Source organism: Clostridium sp. CF012, assembly GCF_018861755.1.
GTDB lineage: Bacteria > Bacillota > Clostridia > Clostridiales > Clostridiaceae > Clostridium_AD.
In genome coordinates, this window is the sequence record NZ_JAHLEF010000006.1 from 172658 (window position 1) to 197954 (window position 25297).

Annotated in this window: 24 protein-coding genes and 4 tRNA genes; 4 read left to right on the plus strand and 24 right to left on the minus strand. The window is 32.3% G+C overall.

Annotated elements, in window-relative coordinates; translation table 11 throughout:
* Window positions 1-21: 21 nt before the first annotated feature.
* From tig to KPL50_RS08340, 3 genes are all read right to left on the minus strand, one after another.
* Entirely contained in the window at window positions 22-1314 is a 1293-nt protein-coding gene (gene tig / locus KPL50_RS08330; RefSeq protein ID WP_216298001.1) for a trigger factor, read from the minus strand.
* Between the two features lie 252 nt (window positions 1315-1566).
* On the minus strand, window positions 1567-2361 hold the full coding sequence (locus KPL50_RS08335) for a sugar phosphate isomerase/epimerase (RefSeq protein WP_216298002.1): 795 nt from the start codon (window positions 2359-2361) through the stop codon (window positions 1567-1569).
* A 16-nt stretch (window positions 2362-2377) separates the two neighbouring features.
* Window positions 2378-3232, minus strand: a complete 855-nt coding sequence (locus KPL50_RS08340; protein ID WP_216298003.1) for a hypothetical protein — start codon at window positions 3230-3232, stop codon at window positions 2378-2380.
* Window positions 3233-3702: 470 nt separating this feature from the next.
* Between KPL50_RS08340 and pflB the strand changes: the two genes are divergently transcribed.
* Together pflB and pflA are read left to right on the plus strand one after the other, a co-directional pair.
* Complete coding sequence (pflB, locus tag KPL50_RS08345) at window positions 3703-5931, plus strand: formate C-acetyltransferase (protein WP_216298004.1); 2229 nt, start codon at window positions 3703-3705, stop codon at window positions 5929-5931.
* A gap of 209 nt (window positions 5932-6140) precedes the next feature.
* Entirely contained in the window at window positions 6141-6890 is a 750-nt protein-coding gene (gene pflA / locus KPL50_RS08350; protein WP_216298005.1) for a pyruvate formate-lyase-activating protein, read from the plus strand.
* 41 nt (window positions 6891-6931) lie between these two features.
* Here the strand turns inward: pflA and KPL50_RS08355 are convergent, their stop codons facing one another.
* The 8 genes from KPL50_RS08355 to pyrB all read right to left on the minus strand — a co-directional run bounded on the left by KPL50_RS08355 (window position 6932) and on the right by pyrB (window position 13751).
* A complete protein-coding gene (locus tag KPL50_RS08355; RefSeq protein WP_216298006.1) occupies window positions 6932-7441 on the minus strand; it encodes a hypothetical protein in 510 nt (169 codons plus the stop codon).
* 404 nt (window positions 7442-7845) lie between these two features.
* Window positions 7846-8412, minus strand: a complete 567-nt coding sequence (gene pyrE, locus KPL50_RS08360; RefSeq protein ID WP_216298007.1) for an orotate phosphoribosyltransferase — start codon at window positions 8410-8412, stop codon at window positions 7846-7848.
* Between the two features lie 54 nt (window positions 8413-8466).
* Window positions 8467-9363 (minus strand): dihydroorotate dehydrogenase, encoded by an 897-nt coding sequence (locus tag KPL50_RS08365; protein WP_216298008.1) that lies wholly within the window; start codon window positions 9361-9363, stop codon window positions 8467-8469.
* A complete protein-coding gene (locus KPL50_RS08370; RefSeq protein ID WP_253200525.1) occupies window positions 9356-10033 on the minus strand; it encodes a dihydroorotate dehydrogenase electron transfer subunit in 678 nt (225 codons plus the stop codon). The genes KPL50_RS08365 and KPL50_RS08370 overlap by 8 nt, the downstream gene beginning before the upstream one ends.
* 117 nt (window positions 10034-10150) lie before the next feature.
* Window positions 10151-11029 carry an orotidine-5'-phosphate decarboxylase gene (gene pyrF, locus KPL50_RS08375; protein WP_216298010.1) on the minus strand — a complete coding sequence of 293 codons (879 nt, stop codon included), beginning with the start codon at window positions 11027-11029 and terminating at the stop codon, window positions 10151-10153.
* A 41-nt stretch (window positions 11030-11070) separates the two neighbouring features.
* Entirely contained in the window at window positions 11071-12267 is a 1197-nt protein-coding gene (locus tag KPL50_RS08380; RefSeq protein ID WP_216298011.1) for a dihydroorotase family protein, read from the minus strand.
* Between the two features lie 123 nt (window positions 12268-12390).
* Entirely contained in the window at window positions 12391-12825 is a 435-nt protein-coding gene (locus tag KPL50_RS08385; protein WP_216298012.1) for an aspartate carbamoyltransferase regulatory subunit, read from the minus strand.
* Complete coding sequence (gene pyrB, locus KPL50_RS08390; RefSeq protein WP_216298013.1) at window positions 12825-13751, minus strand: aspartate carbamoyltransferase; 927 nt, start codon at window positions 13749-13751, stop codon at window positions 12825-12827. The genes KPL50_RS08385 and pyrB overlap by 1 nt, the downstream gene beginning before the upstream one ends.
* A 367-nt stretch (window positions 13752-14118) precedes the next feature.
* On the opposite strand from pyrB, the gene KPL50_RS08395 reads away from it, so the two are divergent.
* A complete protein-coding gene (locus tag KPL50_RS08395) occupies window positions 14119-14547 on the plus strand; it encodes a hypothetical protein (protein ID WP_216298014.1) in 429 nt (142 codons plus the stop codon).
* A 162-nt stretch (window positions 14548-14709) separates the two neighbouring features.
* On the opposite strand, the gene KPL50_RS08400 is transcribed toward KPL50_RS08395, so the two are convergent.
* Together KPL50_RS08400 and KPL50_RS08405 are read right to left on the minus strand one after the other, a co-directional pair.
* Window positions 14710-15987: an HD-GYP domain-containing protein gene (locus KPL50_RS08400; RefSeq protein WP_216298015.1), complete on the minus strand. Its 1278-nt coding sequence runs from the start codon at window positions 15985-15987 to the stop codon at window positions 14710-14712.
* A gap of 225 nt (window positions 15988-16212) precedes the next feature.
* Window positions 16213-17166, minus strand: coding sequence for an N-acetylmuramoyl-L-alanine amidase (locus tag KPL50_RS08405; protein ID WP_216298016.1), 954 nt, complete (start codon window positions 17164-17166; stop codon window positions 16213-16215).
* A 260-nt stretch (window positions 17167-17426) separates the two neighbouring features.
* On the opposite strand from KPL50_RS08405, the gene KPL50_RS08410 reads away from it, so the two are divergent.
* Window positions 17427-18182 (plus strand): ZIP family metal transporter, encoded by a 756-nt coding sequence (locus KPL50_RS08410; protein WP_216298017.1) that lies wholly within the window; start codon window positions 17427-17429, stop codon window positions 18180-18182.
* A 48-nt stretch (window positions 18183-18230) separates the two neighbouring features.
* Here the strand turns inward: KPL50_RS08410 and KPL50_RS08415 are convergent, their stop codons facing one another.
* From KPL50_RS08415 to KPL50_RS08470, 11 genes are all read right to left on the minus strand, one after another.
* The gene (locus tag KPL50_RS08415) at window positions 18231-20597 is read right to left on the minus strand and encodes a heavy metal translocating P-type ATPase (protein WP_309245149.1); all 2367 of its coding nucleotides are present in this window, start codon (window positions 20595-20597) and stop codon (window positions 18231-18233) included.
* A gap of 496 nt (window positions 20598-21093) precedes the next feature.
* Window positions 21094-21501 carry a peptidoglycan-binding protein gene (locus KPL50_RS08420; RefSeq protein WP_216298019.1) on the minus strand — a complete coding sequence of 136 codons (408 nt, stop codon included), beginning with the start codon at window positions 21499-21501 and terminating at the stop codon, window positions 21094-21096.
* Between the two features lie 47 nt (window positions 21502-21548).
* The gene (locus tag KPL50_RS08425) at window positions 21549-21692 is read right to left on the minus strand and encodes a hypothetical protein (RefSeq protein WP_216298020.1); all 144 of its coding nucleotides are present in this window, start codon (window positions 21690-21692) and stop codon (window positions 21549-21551) included.
* A 283-nt stretch (window positions 21693-21975) separates the two neighbouring features.
* The gene (locus KPL50_RS08430) at window positions 21976-22620 is read right to left on the minus strand and encodes an alanyl-tRNA editing protein (RefSeq protein WP_216298021.1); all 645 of its coding nucleotides are present in this window, start codon (window positions 22618-22620) and stop codon (window positions 21976-21978) included.
* A gap of 85 nt (window positions 22621-22705) precedes the next feature.
* Entirely contained in the window at window positions 22706-23092 is a 387-nt protein-coding gene (locus tag KPL50_RS08435) for a GNAT family N-acetyltransferase (protein WP_216298027.1), read from the minus strand.
* Window positions 23093-23261: 169 nt separating this feature from the next.
* Entirely contained in the window at window positions 23262-24002 is a 741-nt protein-coding gene (locus tag KPL50_RS08440) for a sugar phosphate isomerase/epimerase (protein ID WP_253200518.1), read from the minus strand.
* A gap of 437 nt (window positions 24003-24439) precedes the next feature.
* Window positions 24440-24601 carry a hypothetical protein gene (locus KPL50_RS08445; protein ID WP_216298022.1) on the minus strand — a complete coding sequence of 54 codons (162 nt, stop codon included), beginning with the start codon at window positions 24599-24601 and terminating at the stop codon, window positions 24440-24442.
* A gap of 240 nt (window positions 24602-24841) precedes the next feature.
* Window positions 24842-24918, minus strand: a tRNA-Arg gene (locus tag KPL50_RS08455).
* Between the two features lie 54 nt (window positions 24919-24972).
* A tRNA-Gly gene (locus KPL50_RS08460) sits at window positions 24973-25046 on the minus strand.
* Between the two features lie 4 nt (window positions 25047-25050).
* Window positions 25051-25125, minus strand: a tRNA-Gly gene (locus KPL50_RS08465).
* A gap of 31 nt (window positions 25126-25156) precedes the next feature.
* A tRNA-Leu gene (locus tag KPL50_RS08470) sits at window positions 25157-25240 on the minus strand.
* Between the last annotated feature and the right edge of the window lie 57 nt (window positions 25241-25297).

Below are 25297 nucleotides of genomic sequence, written 5' to 3' on the forward strand. Positions count from 1 at the left end.
GGCAATTAATTTTAAAGTACTTTATGCAATAACTTTAGCGCTATCAACTAACATTTTTATTACTTTTTCATTTACAACATCAATTTTCAGATAATCTTTTTGTGCTTTTAAAATTAAATCTGCTGTTTTTTCTATGTCTTTTTCTCCGTATTGCTTAGCAACTTCTTTAGCTTTTGCAAGCAATTCTTCCTCAGTTGCTTCAACTTTTTCTACTTTTGCTATTTCTGTTATTATTAAATCTGTTTTAACTCTCTTTTCAGCTGCTTCTTGCATGAATTCTCTAACTTTTTCTTCTGTGTTATTAGTATACTGATAATATTGTTCAAGATCTAAACCTTGATATTTCAATTTCATTTCTAAATCTTTGAGCATAACATCAGTTTCTCTTTTTATCATAACTTCTGGAATGTCCATTGGAACATTAGAACAAACTGCATCTATTACAGCTTCTTCAAATTCTTTCACTTCTCTATCTTTACTTGATTTTTCAAGATTTGTTTTAATGTCATTTCTTAGTTCTTCTAAAGTATCAAATTCTGATACTTCTTTAGCAAATTCATCATCAATAGCTGGTAATTCTTTTTCCTTCATGCTTTTAATAGTTACATTAAAAGTTGCAAGTTTTCCATTTAAGTCTTCTCTTCCATAAGTCTCTGGAAAATTAACTTTAACTTCTTTAATTTCTCCTGCTTTGAGACCCACTAATTGTTCTTCAAAAGTATCAATAAACGATCCTGAACCTATTTCAAGTTCAAAGTCTTTTCCTTCTCCACCTTCAAAAGCTGCCTCATCAATAAATCCTTTAAAGTCTATAACAGCTATATTGCCCATTGCAACTTCGCCATCAATCTTCTCTTCAATTCTAGCATTTTTTTCTTGCATACCTTTTAGTTGGTTTTCAATTTCATCATCTGTTACATTATATTCAGTTTTCTTAGCTTCAAGTCCTTTGTATTCTCCCAATATAACTTCTGGAGTTACTGCTACAGATGCAGTATATACAAAATCTTTTCCTTCGCCTATTTCAATAATATCAATTTTAGGATAATCCAATGGATTGATATCATACTCTTTTAAAGCCTCTGGATATGTATCATCACAACAGAAATTTATAGCATCTTCAAAGAAAACACCTTCACCATACATTTTCTTTATTATAGACATTGGTGCTTTACCTTTTCTGAATCCAGGTATGTTTATAGTTTTCGAGTTTTTTGCAGAAGATTTTTTCAAAGATTCATTAAATCTTTTTGCCTCTACTGTTATTTCTAATTTAACAATATTTTTTTCTAATTTTTCCATTTTAACTATCATTATATTACTCCTCCTAATCACCACAAATGCTTGTTAACCTTAACATTATAACATAACTTTTAAGCTATTTACAAATATTATTAAGCATCTATACTTATATAGTCTAATAGTACTGATTATAACCAAACTATTTGTAATTTACAACATAATTTTAGTAATGTTTATAATCTTTTAGTATTTCCTAATACATATTATTACATATATTGTATGTTATGTATTTAAAAGTGTTACACCTATAATAGTTGTTTTGTGTTACTCAATATCTTTAAAGATTTCACAAACAAAATTCTTTGCCTTTGTTAGCTCCTCATAATTTGAGTAATTATCGCTATATACCTCAATAATCCCTTTTCCTGTATATCCTACACTTCTAAGCTTACTTACTATTTCTTTATAGTTCAAATTTCCTTTTCCTGGCAAAAGACAAAATGAATTTTCATCTCTATCATTAATATGAAGATTTACTATATTATTACCCATAAGATCAATATACTTTTCTATTGGAACGTTAGCTCTGCACGCTTGTTTTAAATCCAAAGTAAAATATATTGGATATTTACATTCTTCAGCTAAAAACGTTAAAAAATTTAAATCAGAAGACATGGCCCAAGATACATTTTCCTGTGCTAATTTAATGCCTGACTCCATAGCAATATAGGAAAGTTCATTATATATATCTATAATAAATTTACGATCCAGTTCATTAAAATTTGTGTAACGCATACCGTGAAATGTATAGCAACTAGCTCCTAATAGCTTCGCTGCCCTGCAAACACTTTGGAACTGTTTTAACGCATCCACTCTTCGTCTATTGTATTTATCGAAAAGATATGGTTCAAAAGAACTTGAAAATGCATGAACAGAGTTTATGTTAAATTCATAGCGTTCTTTTTTTTCTAAAAGTATCTTTATAAATTCTTCCTCATACTCACTTACTGTATTTAAAAATATTTCACCATGATTAAATCCTAACTCTTTCATCTTTGCTATACTGTTTTCTGTGTGTAAATCAGGATAAAAACACGCCGAAGATAGTCCTACATCCATATTTAAACCTCTTTTCCTATTCTATTACTTCCCCAGTAGAAGTTACAAACGCTTCTTTGCCATCTATAAGTGTGGCAAGCCCCTTAGAAGTAATATTTTTAAAAGTGATATTCTTCCCAGATGCTGGTCTTACCTGCATATGAACATTACTTTTTAAATTAACCTTCCATATATATTGCACTCCTTTATCATTTATCCACGGTAATGAACTTACGTATGCAATATTATCTTCATCAATGAACTTCGGCGTAACTGACCAAAGGTAGGTTTTATGACTTTTAAGTATTCCTTCCTTTGAAAACATTTGACCTTTGCTAGACTCATATGCTTTTTTTGTAATGTCTTTACTGACTTTGTTTACATCAACGTATACCAGATCCTGATTGATTGTGCTTTGTATAACCATTGATTTCTTACTTGGACTTATATCATATGATATATTTTTATCATCTGTTACACCTTTTATAGTTTTCTCTGCTGCCACAACATTTAAATCAACACTGATTTTTTGCCCATCAGATAGAGAAACAACAAATATTTCATTTTTCAAAGCCGCTTCTAGTGCCGCTTTTTCTTTTAAAGCAACTTCTGCTTCTTTAATTTTAGTCTTTTCAGCATCTGATTGTGTTTTAACAACTTGTGATGTTTTTTCCGCTTTTACTGTGCTACTTTGTTTATCTTTTGATTTATTTAATAGGATGCTATTTATACCCTTTTTCATACTTATTCCACTATTTTTTAATGCATTAAAATCTGTAATCAAAAATATAGTTAACCCTATTATAGGGGCAATAATCAATAATGCTATTTTCCTTTTTCTTTTTTTAGTTTCTTTCCTATAATCCTTGCTAAACATGCTAGGTTTCCTCATATTTTAACCCTCCATTATATTGATCTATTACTTATTATAGCGCATTATATATGAAAATAATATTAATTTTTCAAGATTCCTCATGTCCTTCTCTAACAGATAACTTTCTTACAAATGCTAATGCAAGCCCTACATTGAAATCAAAGTCACATAAATTATTATAGTTTTAAATAAATAACATATACCCCTATTTAAATAACATCGTATTCCGTTGTTTCGTTTTAATATTTATCTGTTTCATTATTTATTTTTATTCAGGCTCGCTAACGAACCCTTATATTTCAACGCTTTATAAATTATCTAAATATTCTTAATATTACAACTTTTATATTCGCCCTTGAACTGTTTCAATATTAATATTACAATATATTATGTTGACATATTATATTTTAAATAATTGTTATTACCAATATATTTCACCCATTTAATTTTATAATATATAAAATTAATGTATTATAAGGAGGAAAAAAATGTTTAAACAATGGAACGGTTTTAAAGGCGAGCAATGGAAAGATGGAATTGATGTAAGTGACTTTATTCAAAAGAATTATACCTTATATGAAGGTGACGATAGTTTCTTAGTAGGAAAAACGGATAAAACTAATGTGGTTTGGGATAAAGCTAATTCACTTATTATAGAAGAAATAAAAAAAGGTATTATAGATGTAGAAACTAATGAAATTTCAGGAATAGATAATTTCGCACCTGGATATATAGATAAAGAAAATGAAGTAATCGTTGGATTACAAACAGATGCTCCATTAAAAAGAATAGTAAATCCATTTGGTGGTTTTAGAATGGTAGAACAATCACTAGAAGCATATGGTTATAAATTAAACAAAGACATAGAAGAATACTTCCCTAAGTATAGAAAAACTCATAACGAAGGAGTTTTTGATGCCTACACTGATGCTACAAAAGTTGCAAGAAATGTTGGACTCCTAACTGGTCTTCCAGATGCATATGGTCGCGGACGTGTTATAGGAGACTATAGAAGAATAGCTCTTTATGGCTTGGATTTCTTAATTGATCAGAAGAAAAGTGATTTAAATGAATTCACAGGACATGCCTCTGATGATTTAATAAGACATAGAGAAGAAATAAGCATGCAAATAAGGGCACTTACTCAAATAAAGAGCATGGCTTTAAAATACGGTATTGATATTTCAAAACCAGCTAGCAGCGCATGTGAAGCTGTACAAGCAGTTTATATGGGATATCTTGCAGGAATAAAAGAAAACAATGGCGCTGCAATGTCACTTGGAAGAACTACTACTTTCTTAGACATTTATTTTGAAAGAGATTTAGCAGCAGGGATAATCACTGAAGATGGTGCACAAGAAATTATTGATCAGTTCGTAATTAAACTTAGAATGGCAAGACATCTTAGAACTCCTGAATACAATGACTTATTTGGTGGAGATCCAAATTGGGTAACAGAATCAATCGGTGGTGTAGCACTTAACGGCACCCCAATGGTAACAAAGAATTCCTTTAGATTCCTTCATACATTAACAAATTTAGGATCAGCACCAGAACCAAATATGACTGTGCTTTGGTCAGAAAAATTACCAGAATCCTTTAAAAAGTACTGCGCTAAAATGTCCATTGAAACTGACGCTCTTCAATATGAAAATGATGACATAATGAGACCCATCTACGGAGACGATTATGGCATAGCTTGTTGTGTATCTGCTATGGAAATCGGTAAGAGAATGCAGTTCTTTGGTGCAAGAGCTAACCTTGCAAAATCATTGTTATTAGCACTTAACGGTGGAATCGATGAATTAAAAGGAAAACTTGTAATACCTGGAATTGAAAAGATAACTGATGAGATTCTTGACTATAAAACAGTTAAAAAAATGTATTCAAAGGTTTTAGCATACGTTGCTGAAATGTATGTAAATACAATGAACACTATACATTATATGCATGATAAGTATGCTTATGAAGCAGGACAACTTGCCCTTCATGATACTGATCTTAAATACTTCATGGCCTTTGGCGTAGCAGGACTTTCAGTTGCAGCTGATTCCTTAAGTGCTATAAAATATGCTAAAGTATCTCCAATAAGAAATGAAAAGGGCATAACCATTGACTTTAAAATAGAGGGAGATTTCCCTAAATACGGAAATGATGATAATAGAGTTGATGATTTAGCTGTTGAGCTTATTAAAGAATTCAGTGATGCTCTTAAGCTACACCCAGCTTATAAGAACGCCGAACATACCTTGTCAGCACTTACTATTACCTCTAATGTAGTTTATGGTAAAAAAACAGGTTCAACTCCAGATGGAAGAAAACAAGGAATAGCACTTGCTCCGGGAGCAAACCCAACTCAAGGCCACGATGAAAATGGGGCACTGGCATCATTAAATTCAGTTGCTAAAATTCCTTATAGAAATTATTGCCAAGATGGAGTTTCAAATACTTTTTCAATAGTACCAGCTGCACTTGGAATAGATGAAGCTACAAGAATTAATAATCTAGTGTTCCTTTTAGATGGATATTTTTCACAAAGTGCACACCATTTAAATGTAAATGTATTAAATAGAGAAGTTTTAATTGACGCTATGGAGAATCCCGACAAATATCCAACACTAACAATAAGAGTATCAGGCTATGCCGTTCATTTCAATAGATTATCAAAAGAACAGCAGTTAGAAGTTATTAGCCGAACTTTCCACAAAAAAATATAATTAGCTTATAGTTTGATAATTCAAGTTTTATATAATTGAGAGGTGCTTATTCTTATAAGCGCTTCTCAATTATATAATTCTTAATTCTTAATTCTTAATTCTTTCATTTTATATTAAAGCAAAAATATTCTTAATTTTTGTTTCAATATGAAATGAAGAAAGATTAGTCTTCCTATTATTTTTTCATACCAATGCAAGGAGGAATATATATGATAAAAGGTAAAATACATTCTATAGAAACTATGGGCCTAGTTGATGGGCCTGGAATAAGAGTAGTGGTTTTTTTTCAAGGTTGCAAATTAAGATGTGCCTATTGCCATAACCCAGATACCTGGTGTCTCAGTGGCGGTACGGAAATGACACCAGAAGAAATTGTTCAAAAGATTGTTAGATTCAAACCCTATTTTGATCGCTCTTCCGGTGGAGTTACTTTTTCCGGTGGCGACCCATTAATTCAACCACAATTTCTACTTCAGTGTTTAAAATTATGTAAACTAAATGGCATTCATACTGCCATAGATACCTCAGGTTTTGGAAATGGTGACTATTCTGAGATATTAGAATATACAGATTTAGTGCTTTTAGATATAAAACATACCTCCAGTATTGGTTATGTTAACTTAACCGGTAGAGATGCAGTCGATGTTAATTTATTCTTACAAGCTTTAAGAAAATCAAAATCTAGGGTTTGGGTAAGACACGTTGTTGTACCAGGAATTACAGACTCTGTGGAACATATAACTAAACTCTCTAAAATAATTAGTGAAGAAGTTCCAAATGTAGATAAAGTCGAACTTCTCCCCTATCATGATCTAGGAGTAAGTAAATATGAAGCTCTAGGTATCCCTTATAAGTTAAAAGATGTGCATCCCATGGATAGTGAGAAACTTAAAGAACTTCAGCTGTTAATAGATAATTTACTAACGACTAATAAAAAATCAAAATCACAAATAGCATAGCAAAAGCAGAAGGTTAATATTACCTTCTGCTTTTGATTTTTTTAATTTTTAAATTCTTGCACATTTATGCTTTTTAACAATGCAATAATTTTTCCTTCATTTTTCTTAAAGCAACTGGAACTTACATAAATATGAGCAGCATGAAAGCCTTCATCAAATATCAAATGCATATCTTTCCTGTCACTAACACGTTCAGTATATAATACTCCCTTATTACCATGACTTGTTACAAATTTAGTACTATCACAATTTGCGCTTGGAAAATTTACGTGTCCGATTTGACCATAGACATATATCCGATCATCCTTGTTACCCTCCACATAAATTTCGATTCCTCCATCTGGCGAAGCATCTTGAGTAGGTGTGTTTCCCAATCTCTCACTAATTTTACTATCCCAGCTATTAGGAAATTCTACACTAAAGTTAAAATCTTTATTAGAATAGGTCTGAATTTTGTTGTTATAATTACCTTTCTGAGTATTATAAACAAACAATATTATACATATAGTGATAAAAAATAAAATTAACATTACGTATTTTCTTTTAAGCACCAATTTGCCCCCTTTTATATATTAGATTGCACTGTATATTAATATATATATTAATATACTTAACAAAATTATACAATTATTATGCTAAACATTTTAATAATTGTATAGTCTACCGTATAATTAAGTAAGGACACATTGGTAATAGAGTCTTTTATAAAAAAAAGAGGAAATTTTATGTTTAACATAGCCTAAAATGAATATCATCGTGGGAATTGAAAAACTTGTAAATGCAGGTTATAATCAAAAATTATAAATACTTTTAAGAATAAAATAGATAGGAAACTTATCCGAAGTGACTTGCAAAGCGAAACGCAGAAAAGATTAGAATTTCTTAATCAAATTTCCAGTTTCAAGTACGTATTGCAAGGCACGTAGGAGAAATTTCCTATCTTTTTTATCATGATTTACTTTATATTCCTACTCCCTGGTTTTACATAAGCTGCTCCGCTTTTACAAAGTGGACAAACTGACTCATCATAGCTTTCAATATCCAGCTTTATAGAGCTGTAAATAGGATAATCAATAGTGCTACTTCCTCTATCTACAATACAACATATGCCAACTACCTCTGAGCCAAGTTCCTTTAACACCTCTATTGTTTCTAGTGAGGATTTACCTGTAGTAACTACATCCTCTGTAATTAAAACCCTCTGACCTTTTTTAATTTCAAATCCCCTTCGAAGTTCGAAAGTACCGTTTACTCTTTCAGTAAATATGGCAGGCTTTCCTGTTTGTCTTCCTACTTCATAAGCTACTATTATACCTCCCATAGCCGGTCCTACTATTACATCAAACTCTATATCTTTAAGTTTTTCCACTACTACACTTAGAACTTTTTCAGCCTTGTCTGGATACTGAAGCAACTTTGCACATTGGCAATATCTATTACTGTGTCTTCCTGAGGATAATAGAAAATGGCCTTCCAATAGTGCCCCTGATTCTTTTAATATATCTAAAACGTTAATATTCATAAGATAACCTCCTGTTTTTTAGTAAATCATTGCGAAAATTAACTTCAAACTGTATTAAATAATTCCTCTAATCTCACTTAAATCTTTAATACCTTCGCGTGTCATATAAGCTTCAATTCCTTCTATTATATCTTTGCAAATATCAGGTTTTATAAAATTGGCGGTTCCAACTTGAATTGCTTGTGCCCCTACCATTATAAATTCTATAGCGTCGTCTGCGCTGCATATTCCACCCATACCTACAACTGGTATATTTACGGCCCTGCATACCTCATGAACCATTCGGAGTGCCATAGGCTTTATAGCTGGTCCTGATAGTCCTGCATATATATTATTAAAGATTGCTTTTCTTTTATTTATATCTACTGCCATGCCTTTAAAAGTATTTATAAGGGACAATGCATCTGCTCCAGCTTCGCAACACTTGTAAGCCATATCTACTATATCCTCTGCATTAGGTGAAAGTTTTACCATAAGTGGTTTTTTGCAGATGCTTTTCACTTCTCTAACGATTTCATAGGCTACCTTTGATTTAATTCCAAACGCCATACCCCCGCATTTCACATTTGGGCAGGATATGTTCAATTCAACTATATCTATGGCCTCATTATTTAATCTCTCTATGGCGGCCATATATTCTTCAATATTGTTACCTCCAACATTTGCAATTATAGCTGTATTATATTCTCGCATTTTTGGAAGTTCTATCTTTATAAACTTTTCAATACCTGGGTTTTGGAGCCCTACACTATTTAGCATTCCCCCACGTGTTTCGAAAACACGTATTCCCTCATTACCTTGTTTTTCATTAATTGTAAGTCCTTTAGAGGATATTCCTCCCAATTTACCGATATCGTAATACTGATTGTATTCCGCACCAAATCCAAAAGTGCCAGATGCAGCTATAACAGGATTTTTTAAATTCACACCACATAACTCTACATTAGTCATTAAAAATCAAATCCTCCCCAAGAAAAACTGGACCATCCTTGCAGGTTCTTTTATTTCCACCCACTGTTTTACAAGTACATACAAGACATGCACCTATTCCGCAGGCCATATGAGTTTCCATTGACACATATACTGGTACTTTAACATCATTGCATAAACTTACAACCTTTTTCATCATAATTTCTGGCCCACAACATATAACTGTTTCATATTTTTGTGGTTCCATTAAATCTGTTACGTATCCCTTATGTCCTTTTAACCCACTTTCTGTGGATAAATAAACTTTATTTACATATTTTTCCACAGTATCCACAGAGTAATCCACAGTCCTAAACCCTGAATACAAATCTATCTCACAATCCGTAAGACTTTTGATCAAATAAATAAGTGGTGCTATTCCAATTCCCCCAGAAACTACAGCAATCTTGCCTTTTATCTTTTCTACCTCAAATCCATTTCCCAGTGGTCCCATTAACTGAACGATCTCATTTCCCTTTAATTTACTGAGAAGTTTCGTACCTTTACCTACTATTCCATATAAAAAGCTTATTTTATCCGCACTTACATCGTAAACACTTATAGGTCTTGGTAATAAGGGCTCCAGGTCACCTGTCTTTAACATAAAGAATTGACCTGGCTTTACGTTAAACTTGCCCTTTATAGAAAGCATATACACACCTTCACTTATTTCAACATTTTCATATGTTTTCGCAACTGTACATATCAACTAAACCCCTCCAGTATTTCTTGAAAAATCGTAGATTATTTCATTTATTTGCCTCTGTTCTTATTTTTCATTTCTCATATTTGCCGCGGCCCTTATTGCATCTCTCATTCTTATTGCCTCTTCCCTAGCAGCTTCTTCAAAAGGAAGACCGACCTTTTCACTATTCTTATATGCAAGCAAAATACTTCTAGAAGCATTTACTACCCCACCATTTCCATTTTTTAAATATATGGCCACATCCTCAGCTGCGCCACCTTGTGCTCCATAACCAGGAATTAAGAAAAACATTTTTTCTAAATCTTTCCTCATCTTTAGACCTTCATCTACATGTGTACAACCCACAACTCCACCTAACGCGCTATATCCACATTGGCCCATAAATCCACTTCCAATTTTTAATAATTTCTCTCCAACAACATCATAAACCTTTTTATTTTCTTTATTTTCTATATACTCTATATCCTCGGCTCCCTTATTTGAGGTTCTTACTAGTGAAAATAATCCTTTTTCCTTATTCTTTATATAAGGAAGATAAGGTTCTATGCTATCCATTCCCATATATGGATTTACAGTTATAAAATCACTTTCAAAATCTCCTTCAAAATGAGCTTTGGCATACATTTCTGCAGTTTTTGCGATATCGCCTCGTTTGATATCTGCAATAACTATGCCACCTTTACTTCTTATATAATTCAAAGTATCTTTATATACTTTGAACCCTTTGAGTCCAAGAGCTTCATAATATGCTATTTGTACCTTATAACAAGCTGCCACATCAAAAGTCGCATCAATTATTTGCTGATTAAATCTATATAGGGCGTAATCCTCATATACAAACTTACTTCTAAAATTCTCCGGTAAGTATTCTAATGCTGTATCGAGTCCTATGCATACATGTCCTTTTTTTTCTACACTTTTAAATAATTTATCTATAATCAACAGTTATTCCACCTTTGCTATTTTATTTATAAATTAACTTTTTATTTAAAGTTCTCAGCTTTATAAACTATTCGGCCTGCCTTAATGGTACACATTACAGCGGCTAGTACTGTTTTCCCATCAAAGGGCGAATTCACTCCTTTAGATAAAAACTCAGTAGTATCAATATTATATTTATTTTTTATATCTAAGAGCACCAAGTCTCCGTCAAAGCCTATTTTAATTTCACCCTTATTTAATCCCATAATTTTAGCTGGATTTTTTGACATAAGTTCTGAAAGTTTGTTTAAAGTAATATGCCCCTCCCCTACCAACTTAGTAAAACATACAGGAAAAGAAGTCTCGAGTCCTGATATGCCAGGGGCCCCTTTTGTTTTATCCTCCATAGTATGAGGTGCGTGGTCAGTAGCTATAACATCTACAAATCCATTTTTTATAGCTTCTATTAAGAAATTCACATCCTCTGCTTTCCTTAATGGTGGATTTACTCTATACTCTGTTTCCGAAGTTAATGCTAAGTGATGTGGCGTAACTTCACAGGTTATTTTTCCTCCCTGCTTTTTACCTTCAATAATGTCACTCATAGCTTCTTTTGTACTAACATGAGCTAAGTGAAGCTTGCAACCAGTGAATTTTGAAAGAATGATGTCTCTTGAGGTCATTATATTTTCAGCAAGTCTAGTGTCAATGTCTACAAGTTCCTCATTTTCAGCATGAGATATTATTGTTAGATTTTTTTCCCTGGCCACTACCATTGCCTGAAGCATTATCCTACTATTCGCAACTCCTTTACCATCATCTGATATAAATTTTACTTCATTAGTTAGCTCCAATAGATGGTCTATAGACTGTCCTAATAGATCCTTCGTAATAGATGCGCATTGATGAATGTCTACGAGATTTATTTCTCTAGCCTTTTTTAATACTCTATTTATGGTGTCCATAGAGCTACATACTGGCTTTGTATTTGCCATAAGGTTTACCGCAGTATATCCGCCACGTGCGGCTGCCTGGCTGCCTGACAATAAATCCTCTTTATAGGTATATCCCGGCTCTCTAAAATGACTGTGAATATCTACAAAGGAAGGGGCTAAAATATATCCTTCTCCGTCTATTACCTCACAGTCTTTTTCTAGTTTTTTTCCTATTTCATATATTATTCCACTATTTATATATACATCAGAAATAAAATCCTGTGAACAATCAATTACTCTTGCATTTTTAATCAGTAATTCCATAGTTATACCCTCCCTTCACACTAAATTATGGTACAGTCAATATACTAGTATATTGACCCCATTATTTATTCTAATGTGCTTATTTTTTTGTAGAATTTAAATTCCAGTTAAAATCTACATATTTTATAATTTACTAGTAGGGTTGTTAACCTCATCACAATATATACATCGGTACTCGCCCTTTTCTCTATCTGCGAGGTAAAAGCTGTGCAAAATTTCTTGCTCAACACATGTGATACATCTTGGATTATCGCATTTTATAACTTCTTCGATTTTGTCTGGTAGCCGTAGTTTAACCTTATTTTCGATTTCTTCTCCAGATATTATGTTTATTGTTATGTTAGGGTCTATAAAGCCTAGCACTGTAAAATCTATATCAATTTCATTTTCTATCTTAATTATATCTTTGCGCCCAAGCTTTTTGCTAGTTGCATTCATAATAAGTGCCACTGTATAATCAGCATTATCCAAGCCTAAATATTTAAATATTTTTATTCCAACACCGGCCTTAATATGATCTATTACTATTCCTCTTTTTATGCTATTAATTGTTACCATTATTCATCCACCCCCAAAAGCTTAGCAATAAGTGCCATTCTTACATACATTCCATACTTTGCTTGCACAAAGTAACAAGCTCTTGGATCAGTATCAATTTCTACAGCTATTTCATTTACTCTAGGAAGTGGATGCATAACTATCATATCTTTTTTAGCCTTTTTCATTTTTTCTTTATCTAATATATAACTGTCTTTAAGCCTTATATAATCATCCTCATTAAAAAATCTTTCCTTTTGAACTCTAGTCATATATAAGATATCTAAATCAGAAATAACCTCTTCTAATCTTTCCACTTCTAGAAACTCTATATTATTTTTTCCCAATACTTCTGATTTAATGTAGGTAGGAATTGTTAATTCCTTTGGTGAAATAAGTACGAATTTGATGTTTTCATATCTAGACATGGCCTTTATTAATGAATGAACTGTTCTACCAAACTTTAAATCCCCACAAATTCCTATGGTTAGGTTTGATAATGTTCCTTTAATATCCCTTATGGTTAAAAGATCTGTTAGTGTTTGAGTTGGATGTTGGTGACCACCGTCACCTGCGTTAATTACTGGCATCTTTGAATTCATAGATGCCACCCTCGGAGCTCCTTCTTTGGGATGTCTCATTGCCGCGATATCTGCATAACATTCTACTGTTCTTATAGTATCTGCTACACTTTCTCCTTTTGCTGCTGAACTTGATTTTGCTTCAGAAAAACCTAATACCCTACCCCCAAGCCTTAGCATTGCTGCTTCAAAGCTTAGTCTTGTTCTTGTGCTTGCTTCATAAAATAATGTTGCCAAAATTTTTCCATCGCAAATATGCGAAAACTTTTCAGGACTTTTAATTATTTCATCTGCATAATCAAAAATCTCCTCTAGCTCTAGTAGTGTAAAATCCATTGGGTCAATTAAGTGTCTTCCTTTTAACATATACATCCTCTCCTTCTCAGCCTCTCCGGACTAAATTTAAAGGTACTAAAATTCTTTTAACATTGTTTTCATTTATTTTATAATTACTAGAAAAATAAAAAACGCCATCTCTATTATGAGAAGGCGTAGCAATACCAATATAAAACATCTACTTCCTTCTCAGCCTCTCGGACTAAATTAAAGGTTATTTATTATTTATTCTTTCATTTATAGTACTATATCTTTGAATCCCTGTCAACCTAAATGCAAAAAACAACCACTTGTTTTATTTACTTATTTGATGCTTTATGAGATAATGATTCCATTATTAATTCTTTTAATAATTTGATTAAAAAACATATTATTAAAATTTTGAGGGGGCATAAACATGGGACAAAACGCTAAATTATTTCAACAGTTTATAAATGAAAATTCCATACCTATGATGACTAATAATAATATTGAAGGGTTTACAACTTTTGTTATTCCTGAAGAACAAGCAATTAAAGATGCCAAAGTTAAAGTTGTAGTGGCTATAACTGATGACGATGCCTACGCAGATATGTACATATATGATATAGCTAATGTTATTAACGATGATACTTTAAAAGCAAAATTATATAAGCTTTTAAATGACCTTAATAGTTGTTATAAATTCATATCCTTTTATGAAGCTGGTAACGTAATAAATGCTAAATGTTGTATACCTTTTAGTGACAATTTTGATGCAAAGTTAGTTTTTGATATCCTTTCAGTTCTATCTAGGGCTGTAGAAGATGAATACGATAATATTATGAAAACAATATGGGATAACTAGTTTGTCGACTACCCTCTAATTTCTTTTAAATATTTAAATTTTAAAAACTTGTGGACAATAAGAATACCACTAAGCAGAAAGCGTTGCTAGTTAAACGAAAAATAACACAAGTTTAAAACACCCTTTCTATAAGCTATAGAAAGGGTGTTTTACATACTATTTTTAGAAATTTTGAAGCTTACCATCTATTGATAAAAATCGCTTTTCGTAAAAATCTAATGCTTTTGATTGTTTTACTTTTACTTGTATATTTACAGCTTCAAAGTTGTCAAATAATAATTCAACAATTCTTTTATCCAATAATTTATGGTCTGTTTGTTTTTTCATAACTTTATAAATTTCATTTTTATCCATTCCTTTTCTATAAGGTCTATCTTCGGATATTGCAGTAAATATATCTGCAACAGTCATTATTCTAGACCCGGTCCCAATTTCCTCATTAGTCAGATGAAAGGGGTAACCACTACCATCTAATTTTTCATGATGATATCCAGCCCACTCAGCTATTCGTTGCAATCCACCAATTGAATCTAAGGTATTGAAAGTATGATATGTATGGCATCTCATTATCGCAAACTCATCCACAGTTAATTTGCCAGGCTTCTCAAGAATACTGTTTGGTATTACTAATTTTCCTATATCATGAAAATTTCCTGCTATCATCATTGACTTTACATCTAACTCAGCTAGTCCAAATAATTCAGATAACTTTACCGCACATTCTGATACACAAGATGTGTGAGTAGCAGTATACCTAGACTTAAAATCTATTAAGTCTCTATACAAATTCGATATTAATGATATATCATCCAAACCTATTTGCATGTTTTTAAATTGACCATTGTTTAATAGCAGTGAATATAATCGTGGTGAAGTCAAATCGAGCCAAAATTCTTCTCTTTTAGATAAATCAACAAAATAGGCTACAATCTTTTTATTAACGACTGTACCTTCTAATTTTTTTATTATTTCTACTACATCCTTACTTTGATGTAAAATATATTTATTTCTATCTATTAATCTCTCCACGTAGTCAGATAATAAGACAATTTGAGAAGAAAAGACTACTGGGTCGTCTATGTCTTCCTCCCATTCATTCCAATTTTTATGATGATTTCTCACTATCTTTGAAATTTTTTTTAGCCATGGTATTTGTTCTAACAATAATTCGCCTCTTATGGTATGAATATTTTCATTTATTTTCTGAAAATTATGGACAGCTATTTTTTCTTCCACTGTTATTGCGCCAATATCATGTAATAATGCCGCCATAAAAATATTTTCAGTAATTTCAGGTTTTAAATCAGCAAACCTTGCTAATTCAAGTGCAATAAATGCAGTTCTATGTTGATGCTGCGCAATCAAGGGATTTGCTAAGTCTGATACTTCGGATAAAGATAATAGCAAATTACCCAAGCTTACGAATAGTTGTCTTTTCATAAATTTATCCCCCTTTAAAAATATGTATATAAACTAACTCATGGGCCTAACATTCTAGGAATACAATTTTATACCCATAATAATAATTTTAACACAAAACTGTTTTTTCCTGCAAAACAAAAAATCAAAAATCCTGAAGTTCGATTCCTCTAACCTCAGGCTTGAAACTCTAACGAGCTCTATATCTTTGTAAATATAATGTTTTCATTAATTCCTTTTATAGCTTTAATATACCATATTACTTATCCCTAAACTCTTAAGAATACCAGTTGAAATTGCCTTAGCTAATTTGTTTTGGTAGTCATCGCTAGCTAATAGCTTTTCTTCTACTGGGTTAGAAATGAATGAGGTTTCTACCAATATAGCAGTGGCATCCATATTTTTCAAAACATAGAAATTCGCAGTTTTAATTCCTCGGTTTGTGTTTCCAGTTGCTTTGATCAATTCAGTTTGGACAGCCTGAGCTAACTTTGCTCCAGATACATTCCCCGCATAATAATAAGTCTCGATGCCAACAGCTGCCGCTGTAGCGCTATTCGCATGAATACTTACAAAATAATCTGGGTTAGCTTTATTAGAAATGTCACATCTTGCTTGAAGATTTTGAGCTTCATTAGTGGACCAATCTACATTGTCACTTGTTCTTGTGTATATTGTTTCAACACCATTCTTAGCTAATATACTTCCTACTTTTAAAGTAACTGCCAGTGTTACAGTTTTTTCCTTAAGCCCAGTTGGTCCTATTGCACCCGGATCATTTCCTCCATGCCCTGCATCTAAAACTATTTTGTAGCTTTTTTTAGTAGTAAAATTCATTCTAACTTCTTTAGGAAGAGGTTTTCCATCTCCTGACTTAACTTTTTCCGTCACTATTAAAGTATATGTCTTATTAGACTCGTAATTTTTTACAGGTTTTACTGTTATACTTTTGTTATTATTAGCTAAACCTACATTAATGTCAATGTAATTATTGTTTTCTCCAATCACTTTAACGTTTGTGGTGTTAATAGTAGTAGAACTTAATGTTTTATTAAAATTCACTGTCCACGTTTTACTTAGTACCACATCGTTTTTAGGGCCCATTTCTGTATATGTACTAGCCTTAACTACTATTTGCATGGGTATAAACAATGCAAAAGTTAAAATCATAATTATAAATGCTTTAAAGATATTTTTCATATAACCGCTCCTAAACCTTAATAGTTTTCATATTACATTATTTTTATCATTTTTTATCAAATTTTAGATAATTTTAAGTATGGATGAAGATTGTGGTCTTAATCCTAAATTAATTATACTATACTTTTATTCTTAACTCTATAGTTTATAAATTCTTTTAATGTTTTTGAAAAATAAATTAATTGTTTTATATTCTAACCTACCTTTTATCTTACATAGACTTAATTATGTATCATTTAAAATATTGGAGGAGTTTTTTCATGTTCTCTCATTTAAATTTGCTTATTCGCATAAGTAGTATAGGATTTTTTACTGCATGGATTGGAACAATGTTTGGGATGCTACTTTGTTTTACAACTATTGACAATGGAAGAAGATTTAAAGGTACTATTTTGGGCTTCCTTGGTGGTCTTATGCTTGCTATAATTTGCTTTGATTTAATTCCAGAGTCATTTGAAAATGGTAATGTTTATTTAGCAACCTTTGGAATATTTATTGGGCTTATTACTGCCTTACTGCTTGATAGTGGTATTAGCCATCATAATTCTAAAGGCTTGAATAGTAAAAAGCAGAGATATTTAAAAGTAGCATTCTTCATGGCAATAGGTACAGGAATACATAATATACCTGCTGGAATTGCATTAGGCTCACTTCTCAATATTTCCTATACTAAAGGTATTAAGTTAGCAATTGTTTTATTGTTACATAGCATACCCGAAGGACTAACTTTAGGAATTTATCTTAAAGAAGGTGGTAGTAAAATACTAACCATAATATTTTTTTCACTATTTACTTCTATTCCAATGGGCATAGGTGCTTTAATAGGAGGTGTTTTAAACAATATATCCCCTGTGATTGTTTCTATTAGTCTATCATTTGCTGCTGGTTTAATATTATATACCGTCTGCAAAGAGATAATACCCGAATCCATCGGGCTTTGGCGTGGTAGATTGTCTGCAATTGGTACAGTACTAGGAATAATAGCAGGCAAGGTCTTTATTCTAATTATGCATTAAGCATTTTAATCTATAAAAAAATTATGCGGCTAAAAAGCCGCATAATTTTTATTTTATATCACCAACTTTTATAACTCTCATAGAATTTAATACTGCAATTACAGTAACTCCAACATCTGCAAAAACTGCTTCCCATATTGTTGCTATTCCAATGGCTGCAAGTGCTAAGAATATAAGTTTAACTCCCATTGCAAAAATTATATTCTGCCAAACAATTCTTCTTGTTCTTTTTGCTATTTTAATTGCGGAAACTATTTTTGATGGTTCATCAGTCATTATAACAATATCTGCTGCTTCAATAGCGGCATCTGAGCCTAATCCGCCCATAGCAATTCCTATATCCGCCCTTGCAAGAACTGGTGCATCATTTATACCATCACCAACAAAAATTAGGTTTCCTTTTGATCTTTTTTCTTTGTCAAGCATCTCCAATTTCTCAACCTTTTGAACTGGAAGTAGTTCCGCATAGAATTCATCAAGTCCCAATTGCCCTGAAATCTTACTTGCTATTGACTTATTATCACCAGTAAGCATTACAGTCTTTTTAACACCAATCTGCTTTAATCCTTTTATGGCCTCTCTAGAATCTTCTTTTGGTTCGTCTGATATTATGATATATCCAGCATATTTTTTATCAATAGCCACATGAACTACGGTTCCAGCCACCTCAACATATTTGAAAACAATATTTTCTTTATTCATTAGTTTTATATTACCTGCTAAAACTTCTTTTCCTTTAACATTTACCTTTATACCGTAACCTGATATTTCATCATAGTTTTCGATTTCATTTTTGTTAACTTCTTTGCCATACTCTTTTATTATTGAATCCGCAATTGGATGATTAGAATAACTTTCAGCATATGCAGTATATTCTAATAAGTCATCTTTAACAAAACTGTTTTGTGCATTTATTTCAGTAACCTTGAATACTCCTTTTGTTAGTGTACCAGTCTTGTCAAAAACTACTATATCAACATTATTAAGTGCTTCAAGATAGTTACTACCTTTAATTAATATACCATTTTTTGATGCTGCACCAATCCCACCAAAGAATCCAAGTGGTATTGAAATAACCAAGGCACATGGACAAGATATAACTAGAAATGCTAATGCTCTATATATGGATTCTGAATAAGTAATACCTTGCATTATTATAGGCGGAATAACTGCCAATAATAATGCAACGATAACTACTCCTGGGGTATAATATCTTGCGAACTTTGTTATAAACTTCTCTGTTGGAGCCTTCTTACTACTTGCATTTTGAACTAACTCCAATATCTTTGTAACAGTAGATTCTCCAAATTCCTTTGTAACTTCTATTGTTAAAAGACCGTTCTTATTGATAGATCCGCTTAAAACTTCATTTGGAGCTTCTACGCTGCGAGGTACGGATTCGCCTGTTAATGCAGATGTGTCAAGCATTGATTTACCTTCCACTACTTTACCGTCAAGTGGAATTTTTTCACCTGGTTTAACTACAATTAGGTCCCCTACTTTAACGTCATCCGGAGATACTCGTTGTAAATCATCTCCTATCTTTAAGTTAGCATAATCAGGCCTTATATCCATAAGAGCAGAAATAGATTTTCTCGAATTATTTACTGCTATGCCCTGAATGAATTCCCCCACTTGATAGAACAACATTACTGCTACACCTTCTGGAAACTGCTTAATCGAAAATGCACCGATAGTCGCTATGCTCATTAAGAAGTTTTCATCAAAAACTTGACCTCTTAAAATGTTCCTAAATGCTCTTAATAACACTTCTCCACCAACTAAAATATAACTGATAAAAAACAAAGTAAATTCAATAGTAGTAGAAAATTTAAATACCATAGCGGCGCCAAAAATTGCAGCACCAATGAGTAATCTTATAAGTTCTTTTTTATTCTTTTCTCCTTCAGAAGGGTTATTATCAACTTGGTCTTTCTTTTCATCCTCCGTTATGACTTTTACATCAGGTTCAATCCTTTTGACAATAACCTTTACTTCTTCAATGACCCTAGGTAATTCATTTTTACTATTAACTTCTAAAAATAATTTCTTTGAAACGAAATCTACTGAGGCTGATTTCACTCCATTAATTTTTTGTACATTTGTTTCAATCTTTACTGCACAATTACCACAACAAAGCCCCATTAAAAGAATTACTTTCTTTTCAGCCTTTTGAATAATCTTTTCACGTACAACAACATCAGGTTCAATCTTTTTAACAATCACCTTTACTTCCTCAATGATGCCAGGTAATCCATCTTTGTTATTAACTTCTAAAAATAATTTCTTTGAAACGAAGTCTACTGAGGCCGATTTCACACCATTAATTTTTTGTACATTTGTTTCAATCTTTACTGTACAGTTTGCACAATCTAAACCCTCCAGGATAAGTTCTGTTTTTATATTTGAGCTCATTTGCATCACTCCCTAATAAATTATTTTATTTTTCATTAATATGTTGTAATCCTTGATTAAATATTTGTTTAATATGGTCATCTCTCTCCACTATCATATGTAATTGATTGTTCATATGTTCCTACGTTCATATGTTTATATATAGTATATTACCAGTTATTTTTTAAGTCAAGCTATTTTCTCAGAAAATAATAAAAAAATAAAGCCATAGTAATTACGAGTTCATGCATTAATTTGCTAAACTAAATGATCTATGTAATTATATGGGAGCAAAAATAAAAGCCTTACAAACATAATGTTTGTAAGGCTTTTATGGTGCGCCCAGCAGGAGTCGAACCGCTCGTGGATACGTTCCATTAACCAGTGTCTTTTTTGTATCTTTATTCTGATATATTAAGATTCTTTGAATGTTTATTAAACTTAATTATTTTTATGATAGTATCAACTATAAACCAAACTAATGAAGGAATTGCTAACTTGTTACAAGTATCTACTATTAGTTAAATAATTTAACCGAAGTGCTTTTACCTGCAACTCCATCTATTTTTAGCCCATTATCTCTTTGAAAATTCTTTATAGCATTTTTAGTTTTTGTTCCCATTGACCCATCTGCAACTCCACAACTATATCCAAGATCATTAAGTTTTTGCTGAATCTTTTTAATATTACTTGTAGAACTGCTGCTTGCAGAACTGTTACTCGGCGAAGTAGCTTTAATTGTAGAAGATCCACCATTATGATAATGATAACTTCCAACTGGATACCCTTTCCCCGCAGTACGAACATAATGACCACCTTTAGAATCTGTTCTTCCAGAGTGAGCGCCTACAGACGCATATGTAGAAAAAACAATTAAAGTAGCCGCCATAATTGATAAAATCTTACTTTTAAATTTCATGTCCATAAAATTGCCCCCTTTTTTTCTTTCTTCTCCCCAATTATAGTACATTATTACAAATACTTCATAGAAACCATGTTACAAAAGCCGACTAAATGTGCAAAAATAATAAATCCAGCTATCTTGATTGAGGGATCATCCTTATACCCCGATTTTCCTACCAATAAATCCCCTGCATCAAAATTGCCTGTTAGCAAATCACCTCCCTCACCCAACAATTGAAAAGACGCTTTACTTGACTCAATCCAATTATGCTATCTAAAGGCATTTTACCAGCTGTTAAAGTTAATCCTTTACTATCTATTATTGCCTTAGCACCCAATCCACTCCAATTAAATGTATAGGTATTAACTGCGCCACCCGATCCACCATATGCAGGACTGCGAACATAATCCTTCGCAGTATTTTCCTAAGTCATCACAACTAAAAACGCCACAAACTTTTATTGTTTGTGACGTCTAATAAGAGGATTGTGTATTATTATGATTGTAGATATATCTCAATTCTTTCCTTACCACTACCCAAGTTATGTCTTTTTAAAGATATTAAACCGATTTCTCCTGTCTTCTTTAAATGCGTTCCTCCACAGGAAACTTTTGCAAATCCTTCTATATACCAATACCTTCTTTCATTTTCTTCATCCTCAAAAGCACTTAATATATCTAAATTTGAGTTTATGATACTATTCGCTTTACTAATGAGTTCTGAAAATATCCCAGAAATTTTGCCTTCCCAGAAAAAGTCTATCCTTGCCTTGTCGACAGTAATGTTTGCCCCAATTTTCTCAGGATGGTTGTAGTTCTGATATACTAATTCCAAGATAATTTCTGCCATAAAATGCAATTTCATTAATTTATATCTCTTTTCCCAATCAATTGTAACCATGACATTTTGATTAATTATTAAGTTATGATTATGCTCAATAGTATAAAAAATTTCTTTTCCTTCCTCTTTTGCTTCAATAATTTGAAATCCTCCTATCGTTCCTGAATCAGATTGTTGTCCTCCCGAAAAAGCAAAGGCAATCGTTTTGTCAAGAGTAATAATATTGTTATTTACACTCGTTACCTTTGCTTCAAGTTCTGTTAAATAAGGATTTTCCCAAAATAATTTCTTAACACTCATAATATAGCCCCTTTTTATATGTATTTAGTTCGTATTTTTTTACTGTTTTTGCACACTTTAAGAAAAGCGTGACTCAATTCTAAGTTTAAATTATTTCCTCTGCTATGTTTTTTAAATACATGTCTTTTGTTAATCCAAAACATATTTCATCGTAATATCTTCCATTTGTATAAATGTTTTGTTTAAGCACTCCTTCCTGTTCATATCCAAGTTTCTTATGCATTTTAATCGTTGCTTCGTTTCCTTCTAAAACAGTTGAAGAACATTTATTTAATCTACTTTCCATAAATCCATATTGTAAAAGTATCTTCATGGCACTTGTTCCATATCCTTTTCCTTGATGCTTTGTTGCAATTCTAATACCAATGCCAAAAGTTCCATGTCTTTCATTATCCAATGAAAAAATTATTCTTCCGATGTGTACACCATCTAATGACTCTATAGCAAAAACTGTATTACCATTCTTTGTAATCTTGTATTGTTATATCGCCCTATAATACACGTCCGTCTTAAGATATGAAACTTACGAAACAATGATAAAATCTTACCACTATTTTTTATGGACTGTTTTTATTGAATCGATTATTAGTAAAATGGTAAAATGGTAAAATAAATTGTAACCACTGGTAGTCGCAAAAATATTAATAATAAGCCTCAAGTTTTAATGCTTCCAACCTTTTTGCCTGCACATACGCTTTTCGTAAAAATTCCTCTGCCGATAAATCCTTATAATCCCAATTCATGGCCTCTATTGCAATCGGACCGGAATAACCAATTTCGGCAATTTTTTTCATGGCTACAGACCAATCAATTGTACCGTCAAAGGGTAATCGGTGTATGGTATTTCCGTTATAATCATGTAAATGTAATGCCATCAAACGGGAACCGTACATGGATAATAAATCATAGCTCGGATAATAGTGGTAGTGATGGCAGCAGTCATAACAGAATCCTATGCGCTGGGAATCCACTTGCTCCAGCATATATGACAAATTGGTAAAATTCCGTAAATTCTCCAGCGAAACATTGACGTCAAGCTGTTCAGCCTTTTCAGCAATTCTCTTGATTCTATACAATCCCAATGCGTTATATGGTTTGTCATCGTCCGGAAGATGCACCACCATGGTCGGAATCTCAAATTCGGCACAATCCTTGATACATTGCAAATAACAATCGATTGAAGCTTCACCGTCCAGATTATCAAGCCAGATGTTGTCTTGGACTTGGAATGGTGTGTGGATATTTTCTATAACAAGACCCGCTTCCCGAACAATTTGCGGACCGCTGCGATAATCATTCCGACCTAAGTATTCACTCCACCATAATAAAACGCCATCAAATCCGGCTTCTTTTATCAGCCGATAACGTTCCTTTATCGGCAATTCATAGACTTCACCCCGCAAAATTCTATAAATAATATACTTAGTATTGCGGATAGATCAATTGGTAATTTTCAAATTTATTTTACTTAATAAACAGCTTAGCCATTCCGTCCAAGGTTGTATCAACCAGAAAACCTTGATTGCTGCAGCCACTATGAAAAGGATGTAGTAATAGGACACTTATTTGCTCTTTCTAATAAGGCTTCTAATAATATTAATTATAATTCCATAAAAAGCATATGAGCCTATCTGTAACCAATATCATTCATTAGTTAAGACGTAACTCATTCTTACATTAATTTTGTGACTCGTTTTTTTACAATTGTTACTTAGTAATACCATATTATAGCATAAATACAAAGATTAGAGATGTCCAATTGTTTATTAAAAAGGCAAAATAAAAACACCCTATTGAGTGCCAATTTTACCCTTTTAAATTATTCTGATGGTTCTTCAACTACTGGTATTTTAACTCCATTGTCATCATACCCATTAGCCATCAGCTTATCGTGTACCTGACTGCGTATTGCTATCAGAGTTGCTGCAAGCGTTCTTGTTTGAGGTTTTGCTATTATTGCATCATAAAACATTTGTACCATTTGTATCACTTTGCAGCAAAATACTGAAATTGAGCAATTAAAATCTATCCAAATTCAAAGATACTATAATCAATTACTGAAAGATGGCAAAAGCAGTAACGTAATTAAAAATCTAAATAAGTTAATTAAGTATTTTCTAAATTATGCAGTTGACGAGGGGTATTTAATTAAAAACCCATGTAATGGTAAAAAAATATAGCAAGTTTCACATTTCTGCAAAACTTGCTATATCAACGGTCTTGGTGCGCCCAGCGGGAGTCGAACCCACGACCTTCAGATTCGAAGTCTGCAACTCTATCCAACTGAGCTATGGGCGCAAAATCAAAATTAATTTTTAAAAAGTCTTTAGTATAAATACTAAAGACTTTAATTGGAGCGGGTAGAGGGAATCGAACCCTCGTAATTAGCTTGGAAGGCTAACACTCTACCATTGAGTTATACCCGCGTATTGGAGCGGGAGACGAGATTCGAACTCGCGACGTTCACCTTGGCAAGGTGACGCTCTACCACTGAGCCACCCCCGCATATATTTTTCTAGTAAAAGTTTAATAGTAATGGTGCAGGTGAAGGGACTTGAACCCCCATGCCGTAAAGCGCTAGATCCTAAGTCTAGTGCGTCTGCCATTCCGCCACACCTGCTTATTATTACTATTTTGGTGGCTTACCGGGGAATCGAACCCCGGACACCATGATTAA